The 12,669-nt window shown below is 36.7% G+C and carries 10 protein-coding genes; 3 read left to right on the top strand and 7 right to left on the bottom strand.

The genetic code is table 11. The features are described 5' to 3' along the window. Positions 1 to 365: 365 nt before the first annotated feature. Both hisG and hisD read left to right on the top strand, forming a co-directional pair. Positions 366 to 1,217 (top strand): ATP phosphoribosyltransferase, encoded by an 852-nt coding sequence (gene hisG / locus C8N37_RS01920; RefSeq protein WP_108157294.1) that lies wholly within the window; start codon positions 366 to 368, stop codon positions 1,215 to 1,217. Between the two features lie 36 nt (positions 1,218 to 1,253). Next, on the top strand, positions 1,254 to 2,543 hold the full coding sequence (hisD, locus tag C8N37_RS01915) for a histidinol dehydrogenase (protein ID WP_108157765.1): 1,290 nt from the start codon (positions 1,254 to 1,256) through the stop codon (positions 2,541 to 2,543). Between the two features lie 67 nt (positions 2,544 to 2,610). On the opposite strand, the gene C8N37_RS01910 is transcribed toward hisD, so the two are convergent. The 4 genes from C8N37_RS01910 to C8N37_RS01895 all read right to left on the bottom strand — a co-directional run bounded on the left by C8N37_RS01910 (position 2,611) and on the right by C8N37_RS01895 (position 6,971). Continuing rightward, on the bottom strand, positions 2,611 to 3,132 hold the full coding sequence (locus tag C8N37_RS01910; RefSeq protein ID WP_108157293.1) for a hypothetical protein: 522 nt from the start codon (positions 3,130 to 3,132) through the stop codon (positions 2,611 to 2,613). A 49-nt stretch (positions 3,133 to 3,181) separates the two neighbouring features. After that, positions 3,182 to 4,069 carry a bifunctional 5,10-methylenetetrahydrofolate dehydrogenase/5,10-methenyltetrahydrofolate cyclohydrolase gene (locus C8N37_RS01905; protein WP_108157292.1) on the bottom strand — a complete coding sequence of 296 codons (888 nt, stop codon included), beginning with the start codon at positions 4,067 to 4,069 and terminating at the stop codon, positions 3,182 to 3,184. 28 nt (positions 4,070 to 4,097) lie between these two features. Further along, positions 4,098 to 5,888: a translation elongation factor 4 gene (lepA, locus tag C8N37_RS01900; protein ID WP_108157291.1), complete on the bottom strand. Its 1,791-nt coding sequence runs from the start codon at positions 5,886 to 5,888 to the stop codon at positions 4,098 to 4,100. Positions 5,889 to 5,993: 105 nt separating this feature from the next. Then, positions 5,994 to 6,971: a cation diffusion facilitator family transporter gene (locus C8N37_RS01895; RefSeq protein ID WP_170114465.1), complete on the bottom strand. Its 978-nt coding sequence runs from the start codon at positions 6,969 to 6,971 to the stop codon at positions 5,994 to 5,996. 370 nt (positions 6,972 to 7,341) lie between these two features. Between C8N37_RS01895 and C8N37_RS01890 the strand changes: the two genes are divergently transcribed. Beyond that, positions 7,342 to 8,547, top strand: a complete 1,206-nt coding sequence (locus tag C8N37_RS01890) for a pyridoxal phosphate-dependent aminotransferase (RefSeq protein ID WP_228115875.1) — start codon at positions 7,342 to 7,344, stop codon at positions 8,545 to 8,547. A gap of 96 nt (positions 8,548 to 8,643) precedes the next feature. On the opposite strand, the gene C8N37_RS01885 is transcribed toward C8N37_RS01890, so the two are convergent. The 3 genes from C8N37_RS01885 to C8N37_RS01875 all read right to left on the bottom strand — a co-directional run bounded on the left by C8N37_RS01885 (position 8,644) and on the right by C8N37_RS01875 (position 12,667). Next, positions 8,644 to 10,392 carry a HAMP domain-containing sensor histidine kinase gene (locus tag C8N37_RS01885; protein WP_108157289.1) on the bottom strand — a complete coding sequence of 583 codons (1,749 nt, stop codon included), beginning with the start codon at positions 10,390 to 10,392 and terminating at the stop codon, positions 8,644 to 8,646. Next, positions 10,392 to 11,513 carry a sensor protein KdpD gene (locus C8N37_RS01880; protein WP_108157763.1) on the bottom strand — a complete coding sequence of 374 codons (1,122 nt, stop codon included), beginning with the start codon at positions 11,511 to 11,513 and terminating at the stop codon, positions 10,392 to 10,394. Before C8N37_RS01880 ends, C8N37_RS01885 begins: the two co-directional genes overlap by 1 nt. A gap of 65 nt (positions 11,514 to 11,578) precedes the next feature. After that, positions 11,579 to 12,667, bottom strand: a complete 1,089-nt coding sequence (locus tag C8N37_RS01875) for a porin (RefSeq protein ID WP_108157288.1) — start codon at positions 12,665 to 12,667, stop codon at positions 11,579 to 11,581. Positions 12,668 to 12,669 lie beyond the last annotated feature (2 nt).

The following is a 12,669-nucleotide window of genomic DNA, read 5'->3' as shown; positions in this document are numbered from 1 at the left end:
GTTGGTCGATTAGGTCTCTTTGTAAGAAGCTAATATCGCTTCTTACAAAGAAAAAAATTGATAGATGATGCTAATATTTTTTAAATCATAATAGGAAAAAGAGTATTTAAATACATAAATATCACATTTAAGCGATGTCTATTTTATTTTTATCAATTAATAGCTATTTTAATTTGATTTCTATTAACAAAGTATTATTTTTGACTCATTATTAATACAAACATGATTTTTGCACACGTACATCACTTTCATATGCATCATCGCCATTGCGGCGATATGTAATAAGTGTGTTTCTACGTGAAGCATTTTTTTCCCTTGTGTTTGATTTCTATATATTAATAATTTACAGCTAACATTATAAAGCTTTGAAAAATCTTAAAATTGCTATCCAAAAATCGGGTAGATTAAACGAAAAATCAGTTCAATTACTTAAAAACTGTGGTCTTGACTTCGAAAACTATAAAAGTTCTTTAATTACAACCGTTTCCAATTTCCCACTAGAAATTCTTTTCCTTCGCGATGATGATATCCCAGGATATGTGGAACAGGGAATTGCTGATTTAGGCATTGTTGGTGAGAATGTCATTGATGAAACCGAATCTGAAGTAAATTATCTGCAGCGTTTAGGCTTTGGAAAATGCACCTTAAAATTGGCTGTTCAAAAAGACAGTAAAATTCAAGATCTAAAAGATCTCAATGGCAAATCAATTGCAACCTCCTACCCTGTTATCTTAAAGAAGTTTTTAGACGAATATCGCATTGAAGCAGATATCCAAATGATCTCTGGATCTGTTGAAATCGCTCCAGGATTAGGATTGAGTGATGCGATCTGCGATATTGTATCTACTGGTGGAACATTGAAAAACAATGGTCTTAAACAATTTGCTGATGTCCGCAAATCTGAAGCGATTCTTATTGGTCGTCCAGGATTAGAGGACAATGAAATACTGATGGAGCTTTTGCAAAGGATTCAGTCCGTCTTATTGGCGAAGGAAACAAAATATGTTGTTCTTAACGTCGAGAAAATAAATCTACCTACCATTACAGCTTTATTACATGGGGTAAAATCGCCTACTGTTGTTCCTTTAGCTGAAGAAGGTTGGGTCGCAGTTCACACCGTTATCTCAGAAGATGATTTCTGGGGCAAGATCAACAAATTGAAATCTGCTGGTGCCCAAGGAATTGTGGTGATGCCGATCGAGAAAATTATTATGTAAAAAAATAGGCTATTTTCGCTTAAAAAAAAATCCATGATGCTTAAAACTTTTGAATATGCCAAGTTATCTCCCGCTGAACTGCAAGAGTTAACTACGCGTAATACAGATCCTTCACATGCTATCCAAGATACGGTTTTGGATATTATTCAAGAAGTACGTCAGAGTGGGGATCTAGCTTTAATCAACTATGCTTATCAATTTGACAAAGTTGAATTAGAGAAGCTTTATCTTGATGCTGATGATATTGATGCCTTAGCATCAACGATCAATCGTGATCAACAGCGTGCTTTAGAGATTGCATTCCAAAACATCCATAAATTCCACTCTTCACAAGTAAAACGTGAGCGTGTGGTAGAAACTACAATTGGAGTAAAATGCTGGCGAGAAATTCGCCCTATTGAAAAAGTAGGTCTCTATATCCCTGGAGGATCGGCTGTTTTGCCCAGTACATTGTTAATGCTGGGTGTGCCAGCGCGAATTGCGGGTTGTAAAGAAATTGTCGTCTGTTCTCCACCTCAAAAAAGTGGTAAGATCAATGGCTTTGTTGCCTACTGCCTTAAATTGTTAAAAATAGAGCGTATTTACTTGGTAGGTGGTGCCCAAGCTATAGCAGCGATGGCATTTGGTACCGAAACCATCCCAAAAGTAGATAAGATATTTGGCCCTGGAAATCAGTTTGTGACCAAAGCCAAGAGTATTGTTCAAGGAATGGCAAATGTCAGTATCGATATGCCGGCAGGTCCTTCCGAGGTATTAGTGATTGCCGATCAAACAGCAACAGCATCATTTGTTGCTGCAGATCTGTTAGCTCAAGCTGAGCATGGAGCCGATAGTCAGGCAGTACTGGTAGCAACTTCTACAGCTATTATTGATGCTGTAAATCTGGAGTTAGAAAAGCAATTGGCCGTTTTACCCCGTTTTGAATTAGCAAGTAAAGCCATTGAAAACTCTTATGCCGTATTAGTGGCTGATATGCAAGAAGCACTTGCCTTTAGCAATTATTATGCTCCCGAGCATTTGATTTTAGAAACAGATGAATGGGAACGTCTTGTTCGTCTTATTTTGAATGCAGGTTCTGTATTTTTAGGACACTTAACTCCTGAAAGTGCTGGAGATTATGCTTCAGGAACCAATCACACATTGCCCACGTCGGGTTATGCGAGATCTTATTCGGGTGTTTCTGTTGACTCTTTCGTCAAAAAGATTACTTTTCAACATATTAGTGAGGAAGGTTTAGTAAATATTGGATCTACGGTAGAGATTTTAGCGGAATTAGAGGGGCTTCACGCTCATAAAAATGCGGTTACTATCCGAAAGGAAAATTAAAATACAATATCCCAAAAAAAAGCCTTTCAGTAAAGATCTGAAAGGCTTTTTTAATACTTTTTTGGATTTAGTTTTTCAATGCTTCACCCACTTTTTTAGCTTTATCGCCAACAGCTTTAGCAGCATCTTTTGTACCCTCGCCTACAGCCTTAGCTGCGTCTTTAGTACCTTCAACTGCAGATTTCCCAGCTTTAGCCGTAGCATCTGCTGCTTTATCAAGGGCATTACCTGTCGCGTGAGCAGCATCTTTAACGCCATCTTCAACGTCGTTCGCTACCTTAGCTGTACCAGCAGTGATTTTTTCCCAAGCAGTTTTTGTTTCCGCGACTGTTTTACGAGCAGCTTCTTCCGCTTTTTTATCTCCTTTAGCAATAGCAGCGTCTAGATCTTTTTGAGCTTGCTCATATTTAGCTTTCGCTTCATCCGCAGCAACATCTGCATGTTTATCTAAACTATCTAAGGAATTATCTAACTTTTCACCTACTGTGACTTCTCCATCACTATTTTTATCTTCTTTCGGAGTATTATTACAAGCAGCAAAAGTTAATGAAACTCCTGCGAACAATGCTAAAAATGCAACTTTCTTCATTTCTATATTTTTTTGGTTAACATATTTAACCAAACAATATTTATGCCAATTATGATCTTGGATATATGGTACCTTTTGCAGCTTCCAATGTATTCTTCAATAAACCAACTATAGTCATCAAACCCACTCCTCCAGGTACAGGTGTGATCCATGAAGCCTTAGGGGCAACTTGATCAAAATCCACATCGCCATATAGTTTAAAGCCAGATTTAGTTTCAATAGAGTCTTCTCTATTGATACCAACATCAATAACAACAGCATCATCTTTCACCATATCTGCAGTTACAAAGTTTTTCTTACCTATTGCGGCAACAATGATATCGGCACGTAAAACCTCCGTTTTAAGATCTTTCGTACGACTATGTGTCAAGGTAACTGTACAGTTACCTGGGTTTGCATTACGGGCTAAAAGAATACTCATTGGCGAACCAACAATATTACTTCTTCCAACGACTACAGCATGTTTACCAGCAGTCTCTATTTTATAATAATCCAACATCAACATAATACCATAAGGTGTTGCTGGAATAAAACAAGGTAGATTACGTTGCATTCTACCTAAGTTGATCGGATGAAAACCATCGACATCTTTACGGTAATCTATTGCTTCTGTGATTTTATCAGGATCGATATGTTTGGGAAGAGGCAACTGTACGATTAAACCGTCAATAGATGCATCTGCATTGATTTCTTGAATTTTCGCAATCAATTGTTCTTCTGTCACATCGACATCGTAACGAATATTAGTAGACTCAAAACCTACTAATTCACAATTACGCATTTTACTCGCCACATAGGTTTCGCTTCCGCCGTCATTTCCGACTAAGATAGCCACTAAATGTGGTTTACGTCCAGCTTGCGCTGTAAAATCAGCTGCATCTTTTTTGATGTCTTCTTTAATTTTAGCTGATACGAGTTTACCGTCTAATAAATTCATTTTTATAGGAATAGGATTTTTTAATTTTCTAATCTAATTTCAATACTGCCATGAATGCCGATTGTGGAATTTCAACGTTACCTACTTGACGCATACGTTTTTTACCTTTCTTCTGCTTTTCCAAAAGCTTACGTTTACGCGAAATATCTCCACCATAACATTTTGCTGTTACATCTTTACGCAATGCTGAAATGGTCTCACGTGCAATAATTTTCATCCCAATAGATGCTTGGATACGAATTTCAAATTGTTGACGAGGCAATAGTTCTTTTAATTTTTCACAAATTTTCTTACCAAAATCATAGGCATTACTTCTGTGGATCAAAGATGATAATGCATCTACTGGCTCATCATTCAAACGAATATCCAAACGTACTAAATCCGATTGACGGTATCCGATCTGCGTATAATCAAAAGAAGCATATCCTTTAGATATGGTCTTCAATTTATCATAAAAATCAAATACAATCTCGCCCATTGGCATTTCAAATACCAATTCAACACGATCAGATGTCAAATAAGATTGGTTGATGATTGCACCACGTTTCTGAATACATAAAGACATGATCGGTCCTACGAAATCCGATTTAGTGATGATATTTGCTTTAATATAGGGTTCTTCAATCGCATCTAATTTACTTGGATCAGGTAAATCTGAAGGATTATGAACTTGGACTTCTTCTTTATCTTTTGTCAAGTAAGCTTTATAAGATACGTTGGGTACTGTCGTAATAACAGTCATATCAAACTCACGCTCTAGACGCTCTTGGATAATCTCCATGTGTAGCATACCTAAGAACCCACAACGGAATCCAAAACCTAATGCTGCTGAGGATTCTGGTTCAAATACCAGAGAAGCATCATTCAACTGTAAACGATGCATAGATTCACGCAATTCCTCATAGTCTTCGGTATCAACAGGATAGATACCTGCAAAAACCATTGGTTTTACTTCCTCAAATCCTTGAATGGCACCATCACAAGGTCTTTCTTTATGGGTGATGGTATCTCCCACTTTTACTTCACGTGCTTCTTTGATTCCGGAGATGATGTATCCAACATCTCCAGTTCTAACGACATCTTTAGCAACTTGATTTAATTTCAAGGTTCCGATCTCGTCGGCACTATATTCTTTTCCTGTAGCCACAAATTTTACTTTGTCACCTTTACGGATCTCGCCATTTTCAACTTTGAAATACGCCATGATACCACGGAAAGAATTATAAACAGAGTCGAAAATCAAAGCCTGTAACGGAGCTGTCGGATCACCTAGTGGTGCCGGCACTCGTGCTACAATCGCTTTTAAAATATCAGGAATACCAAGACCTGTTTTACCAGATGCTGGAATAATATCTTCACGTTTACCGCCTATTAAATCAATGATTTGATCTTTCACTTCCTCAGGCATAGCCCCTGGAAGATCCATTTTATTTAAAATTGGAATGATTTCCAAATCGTGCTCTAATGCTAGATAAAGATTGGAAATTGTTTGTGCTTGAATTCCCTGCGATGCATCGACGATTAACAATGCTCCTTCACAGGCAGCAATAGATCGTGATACTTCGTAAGAAAAATCGACGTGTCCTGGAGTATCAATTAAATTTAAGATATACTCTACTCCGTCTTGTATATAGTTCATCTGGATGGCGTGACTCTTAATGGTAATACCACGTTCACGTTCCAAATCCATATTATCTAGTAATTGTGCCTGCGCTTCACGTTGTGTAATGGTATTGGTGTACTCCAATAATCGATCGGCTAATGTACTTTTACCGTGATCAATGTGTGCGATGATACAGAAATTACGTATTTGCTTCATATAGGATTTTTAAAAATCGTTTCTAAAAAGCAAAGATACTTTTTTTGACAGACATTTAAGCTAAGCTCGATCCTATTTTATACACATAATTTTGTTCTATAGCCTTTAAGATAAAAAATGTTTTCGATTTGCGGTTACGTTTTCTACCTGCCATTCAATCTGACCTTTAAACTCTTGGGAACGTATAGGGCAGTCCTTTACTTGGCAGTAACTGCAACACTCCGGAAGGCATGGATCGGCATGTATAAAAAACTCCGTATCAATGGACATTTTTGTATTCACCATCTTATCTAAGGTCGATATATCATCATGCACTTTATCTAAAGTATAATAATTAGGAAGCGTCAAATGGCAGTCAACATGCAATTCATTGCCATAGCGTTGTACCCGCAAATTATGAATATCAATCCAATCGACGTGACGATTTTGCTGTAATACTTGAACGACCTCTTTAACCAAATCTACATCAGACTCATCCATCAAACCACCTATCGATTGACGTAGCAATTTATATCCACTATATAATATGAAACCACCAAGTGCAAAAGAAATGGCAATATCAATCCATTTCAACCCTGTCAATTTCATGAGGATCAACCCAATAATAAGACCTACTGTACTATACGCATCTACTTGTAAGTGCTTACCATCAGCTTCCAAAGTGAGTGATCCAAGTGCACGCCCTCTTTTCATAATATAAAATCCGATGACAAAATTAATCAGGGCAGTAATTGCTACTAGACCTATTCCTTCTTCTAGATTGGACAACGTGGAAGGAAAAAAGATATTGTAAAATCCTTTTACTAAAATAATAGAACCGGCTATAAAGATCAATCCTCCTTCTAAAAAAACTGAAAAGAACTCTACCTTACCATGACCATAGGGGTGATTGTGGTCTTTAGGCTGTGCAGCTAAATAAATGCTGTAAAAAGCAAAGCTTGAAGCAATAACATTGACTATACTCTCGGCTGCATCAGTAAAGATAGCATTTGATGCTGTGAGAAAATAGGCAACAAATTTGACGATCATCAGTCCTAAGCCCGTTAATAAGGATAACAGAACTAATCTCTTTTGCTTAGACATCATATTATTTGTTTTTTTTCGCGACAAAGGTAGTCATATAACGCTATGATTTGCTTTTTAGTTTGATACTGGTTATCTTTTTAGCTCCATGTCATGCATTTATATTTAATATACCACCCTAAAATAGATATTCGTTTTTAAGTAAAAAAACTTGATAAAAATTTAGAGCCTATTCCAGACCTTTACTCACCCATCTAGATTTTCTATACGTAAAGAATCTTACTCAACTTCTAGATATAGGGGATTGTATTAATTAAGTAATCAAAATCGCAATAATTTTACATATTTTTTGTAAAAAAGAAACAATCGTTTGTCTTTTTTCAAGAAATTAGGGCATTATTTGCATTCTAAATAATATCTTTGTCTTACCATGAGCACACAATCATATTTATCAGATAGGATAAACAATTTATCCGAATCGGCTACGCTTAAAATGACTAAGCTTGGTCGTGAATTAGCCGCTAAAGGCGTTAATGTTATCAGCTTAAGTGTTGGCGAACCAGATTTTAATACTCCTGACCACGTTAAAGAAGCTGCTAAGGTGGCTTTAGACGAAAATTGGACGCGTTATTCTCCAGTTCCGGGATACCCAGAATTGCGTCAGGCTATTGTGAATAAATTGAAAATTGAAAATAATCTTGATTATGATATTTCTCAAATCGTAGTTTCTACTGGTGCAAAACAATCATTATCAAATGTTATTTTAACGCTAATTAACCCTGGAGATGAAGTTATTATCCCTACTCCTTACTGGGTTTCTTATTCGGAAATGGTTGTTTTAGCGGAAGGAAAATCAGTTTTCATCAATACGGAAATTGACAATAACTTTAAAATTACACCTGAACAACTTGAAGCTGCGATCACGCCAAAAACAAAATTATTCATGTTTTCCTCACCGAACAACCCTACAGGTACGGTATACAGTAAAGATGAATTAGCTGCTTTGGCAAAAGTATTTGAAAAACATCCACAGGTATTCATCTTATCAGATGAAATCTATGAACATATTAACTTTGTAGACAAACATGAGTCGATCGCTCAGTTTGATAGTATCAAAGACCGTGTCATCATTATCAACGGTTTCTCTAAAGCATTTGCAATGACAGGCTGGAGATTAGGCTACATCGCATGTAATAAAGAGATTGCTGCTGCAAATGATAAATTACAAGGTCAAACGACATCGGGAACATGCTCGATCTCACAACGTGCAGGAATCGTTGCTTATGAGCAAGGGTTAGCATCTGTGAATAAAATGAAAGAAGCATTTGCTCGTCGTCGTCAATTGGTTCATGATTTATTAGCTGCAATTCCGGGTGTTAAAACCAACTTACCTGAGGGTGCATTCTATTTCTTCCCAGAAATCAGTTCTTTCTTTGGGAAAAAGGATGAAAATGGAAATGTAATTAACAATTCATCAGACTTAGCATTATACCTATTAAACGTAGGTCATGTCGCTACAGTGGGTGGAGATTCATTTGGAAATGACAAATACATACGCCTATCTTATGCTGCTTCGGACGAGAGTTTAGTAGAAGCTTTGAAACGTATTAAAGAAGCATTAGGAAAATTAGCTTAATACTCCATATAGCACTGCTTAAAAAAGCGGTCCCTTGACTAAGTCAAGGGACCGCTTTTTTGCTTGATCTTTTCTATATTATGATTTTTGCTTGGATTATGCCATTTTCGAATGGCTCCTATCTACGCGATTCAAAGTAAATGAAAAAACACTTCCCGAACCATATTCACTTTGGACTGTAATGGCTCCCCCCTGTGCTTCTATAAACTCTTTACTAATACTTAAACCCAAACCCGTACCCTCTTTTTTTGTTCCAGGGATACGAAAATAACGTTCAAATATTTTATCCATATACCTTTCTTCTATGCCCTGTCCTGCATCTTTCACCGCAAATCTCACTTTATCCTCAGTTGACTCCACCTTAATCAGAATAGAAGAGTTTTCATAGGAATAACGAACGGCATTCGACAATAGGTTGGTCAATACCCAAGCCGTTTTTTCATTATCAGCAAGTACATCTGGCAGATTATTTTCCATTTGCAATTGCAGTTCTATCTTTTTTTGGTCTGCCATAGATCTTGTCGCCCGTATGGCATACTCCACGAGCTCACTAACGTTTGTTGGCGCCACATTTAACTGAATTGTCCCACTTTCAACCTGCGTCATATTCAAGAGTTCACCAGTAATTTTCAACAATCTCCCTGTGTCATCTCCGATACTCTTCACCAAGTTACTTTGGTCATCATTGAGCATGCCGATTTGCTTATTTTCTAAAAGTTGTAACCCCATTTTTATAGACGCAATAGGTGTTTTTAATTCATGCGAAATGGTCGCTATGAAATTAGTTTTGGCAAAGTCCATTTCTTTAAACTGCGTAATATTGCGCAGCATAATAACCTGCCCTATAAATTGTAAATCTGACTCTCCTGTGGGTACAATATTGATATCGACGATTTCTTTTTCAAAATAGCTTTCTTTACCATTGGCATAAATTTTTAGAAGTGTAGATTCACGTTGTTTTTCATCTTGAAATAAATCTTTAATAAAATCCCTGACGAGATCATTATTAACGGCTACATCTTGTATTTGTTTACCAATTAATTGGTCAGTTAGTAATCCGGTTATTTTCAATGCTTCTTCATTAGCAAACAATACGATCTTTTGTTCGTCAATACCAATTACAGGGTCATGCATTTTATTAATAAGCGTATCTATTCGCTTTTTTCCTTTCAAGATCTTATCCAGTTTACTCTCCGCATATTCCTCCAGTTTTTCCGCCATCGTATTAAAAGACTTTGCAAGCTCCCCAAATTCATTACGTTTTTCGTAATGGATACGTTTTTTATAATTTTCATCAGCAATCTGTTTAATACTCTCTGTCAATTCCTTTATAGGATTGGCAATATTGGAAGGTAAGTTGACGATGAGAATGAAAGCTATTAAGAAACACATAGTCCCAGTTATGGAAATCACTGCAATCGCTTTTTCTGCTGTTACGGATGCAATATCACTTTTACGTTCTATTGCTTCCATATTGAGCCGCATCAATTCCGTTATATCTTTTCTAATCTTTGAAAGTAATGTTACATCTTCCTTATTTTTTACAAATTGATAAAAATGTCTTTCTACCTGATCAGTTGCTTGTACTTCGCCGATCTCGGTAACATTATGTTTCTGTTTCTCCAAGTTTTCCTTGAAGTCATGTACTGCTGCAGGATCCACATGATATTCTTCAAGTGCTAACAACATATTACGCGCATACTGCAAGGTATTGTAATTCGCCACGAGGATATTATTGGTATCTCTTTTTAACTGATTGACGTACCAACCACTTACCACAACCAATAATACGATCATGAGAAACAGTGACCCAACACCAAAAGTTAACTTTGTTTTTATACGCATTATGAAAGAATTATAAGATCAATTTTTTCGTTTGAAAGCTTCGTGAGAAGTGTATTAAAGGTATTGGTTGCCCAGATTATTTTTATCAATCCCAAATGAGGCTTACCTATGCACACCGTCGTTATCTGTCTGGATTCACATTGTTCAATAATTGCTTTAGCAATTTTGCTATGATTAACTTTTATAATTTCGGCTCCCAATTCTGTTGCTAATTTAAAATTATTAATCAAATGTCGTTGTTTATCCAATGCTATTTTAGCAACACTTTCTTTAGGAGTTTGTACATAAAGTACAAACCACTTACTATTATAATAGTTTGCTAACCTAGCGGTCTTTCTAATCACAATTTTAGCGGTCTTTTCATTTGAACTGATACAAGCTAAAAACTGTTCCTTTTTGACATATTTATGATTAATGACCTCTGTTTCTACTTTCCTTTGTACCTGTGACGCAACTTCTTTTAAAGCCAATTCACGTAATTGTAGGATATGATCACTATTAAAAAAATTGGCCAGCGCCATTTCAATCTTTGCTGCATCATAAATTTTACCTTCTTTCAAGCGGTTGATCAGCTCCTCTGCAGTCAAATCAATATTGACCACCTCATCCGCCAACGCTAATACACTATCGGGTATACGCTCCTGTACATCGATACCTGTAATGTCTTTAATCTCATCGTGCAGACTTTCAATATGCTGAATATTGACCGCACTGATCACATTAATCCCAGCATCCAATATGTCGACTACATCTTGCCAACGTTTAGCATTCACACTTCCTTCAATATTGCTATGCGCCAATTCATCAATAATGACTATCTCCGGGTGCAAATTAATAACCGCCTGCACATCTAGTTCTTCAAGCTCTTTTCCCTTATAAAAGAGTTTGCGTCTGGGGATCAACGGAAGTCCATCCAATAAGGCATGTGTTTCTTTTCTATTGTGGGTTTCAATATACCCGATTTTAATCTCTATCCCATTACGCAAGAGCATATGTGCCTCTTGAAGCATGCGGTACGTCTTCCCCACACCAGCACTCATACCGATATACAGTTTAAATTTTCCTTTCCGAGATTTTTTTATCAATCCTAAGAAATGTTCCGCATCTTTTCTTTCTTCCATAGCATAGATCATGTTATCCTATTTTCTGCTGCATATGCCATGCAGCAGAAAAAAATTTGATTAGATTAAAAACGTAATGCCAAAGAAGTAATTGCTAACATATTATCCTTTTTTAAAGAATCATTTCGCTCTACAAAAATAGCATCTTTACTCTGTAATCTCTTTAACTCTGTTCGCCAGATTAAATTTGAGAAAACCACATAATCCAACGTGACAGAATAACCAAATGTTTGGAATCCACTTGCAGTTCCAGTACTGATTATCACACCATTCTTATCTTGATAATATTCTCCTCGTAGCGCTATCGCGAAGTCATCATGCGGTTTATAGGAAGCAATTAAAACCGGAGTAAACCATGTGTTATAGCGACTGCTTCCTTTTTCCTTTTGTTCAGCTCCCATATCAAAGCCTGTTATCACCGTAAATTTGTCATGCAGTTGGAACTGTCCATAAAAATGATGAAAGTACCGCATCTGACGAACTGTATCGGCTTTGTCATTTCCTATAAAGGAGCTGCTGTTAAGCGTTATTTTATCCGTAGGTTTATAAGTCAGTTGATGGCCAAAAGCAGGCGTGCTATTTCCATCCACTCGCTGAATCCTTTGCCAACCATTCAAAATTAATCCACTCACCATCCATTTTCCATCGTCGGTTGTATAGGATACTTTCGCTCCAGTTTCAAAATAAGGAGAATTGTCAGCTCCGATACTCCGAGTTAGGGTATAGCAATCTTTACTGATCGCACTTTCAAATCCAATATGAGATGGCAAAACACCAGCATCGACCCATAAATTATGCTTTTCTGAAATCTTGATACCGACATTTGCTTCGTAGATATTTCTCAACGTTGCTGGTTCAGCAGCATAATTTGCATTCATATAAGTACCTGCCGCCAATGCCAGGTTAGTCCTAATCCTATCGGTTTCATAATTTAATTTGATCAATCCCAGATTTAGATTCACCTCATTATTACGATGATGGCTGTATACAAACCCTGGTCTTGTATTATTTTCAGGATTAGAAAAGTCGTATTGGCCGTACACTTCTACATAACCACTAATTGTTAACGGTTTTTTGACTTCAACGCTTTCTTGTGCTTGCAAAATATAGATGCTTCCAAGTAATAACATGGAACTGATGATGTATTTTTTCATAT

The organism is Sphingobacterium faecium (assembly GCF_003054045.1).
Taxonomy (GTDB): Bacteria; Bacteroidota; Bacteroidia; order Sphingobacteriales; family Sphingobacteriaceae; genus Sphingobacterium; species Sphingobacterium faecium.
The sequence above is the reverse complement of the archived record's forward strand: the minus strand, read 5'-3'. Positions and strand labels throughout refer to the sequence as shown.

What these genes read in the sequence shown, in the direction of transcription:
- lepA (WP_108157291.1), bottom strand. Translation starts at nt 5,888, where the DNA reads ATGAAGCAAATACGTAATTTCTGTATCATCGCACACATTGATCACGGT.
- hisD (WP_108157765.1), top strand. Translation starts at nt 1,254, where the DNA reads ATGCTTAAAACTTTTGAATATGCCAAGTTATCTCCCGCTGAACTGCAA.
- C8N37_RS01885 (WP_108157289.1), bottom strand. Translation starts at nt 10,392, where the DNA reads ATGCGTATAAAAACAAAGTTAACTTTTGGTGTTGGGTCACTGTTTCTC.
- C8N37_RS01875 (WP_108157288.1), bottom strand. Translation starts at nt 12,667, where the DNA reads ATGAAAAAATACATCATCAGTTCCATGTTATTACTTGGAAGCATCTAT.
- C8N37_RS01910 (WP_108157293.1), bottom strand. Translation starts at nt 3,132, where the DNA reads ATGAAGAAAGTTGCATTTTTAGCATTGTTCGCAGGAGTTTCATTAACT.
- C8N37_RS01905 (WP_108157292.1), bottom strand. Translation starts at nt 4,069, where the DNA reads ATGAATTTATTAGACGGTAAACTCGTATCAGCTAAAATTAAAGAAGAC.
- C8N37_RS01880 (WP_108157763.1), bottom strand. Translation starts at nt 11,513, where the DNA reads ATGGAAGAAAGAAAAGATGCGGAACATTTCTTAGGATTGATAAAAAAA.
- C8N37_RS01890 (WP_228115875.1), top strand. Translation starts at nt 7,342, where the DNA reads ATGAGCACACAATCATATTTATCAGATAGGATAAACAATTTATCCGAA.
- C8N37_RS01895 (WP_170114465.1), bottom strand. Translation starts at nt 6,971, where the DNA reads ATGTCTAAGCAAAAGAGATTAGTTCTGTTATCCTTATTAACGGGCTTA.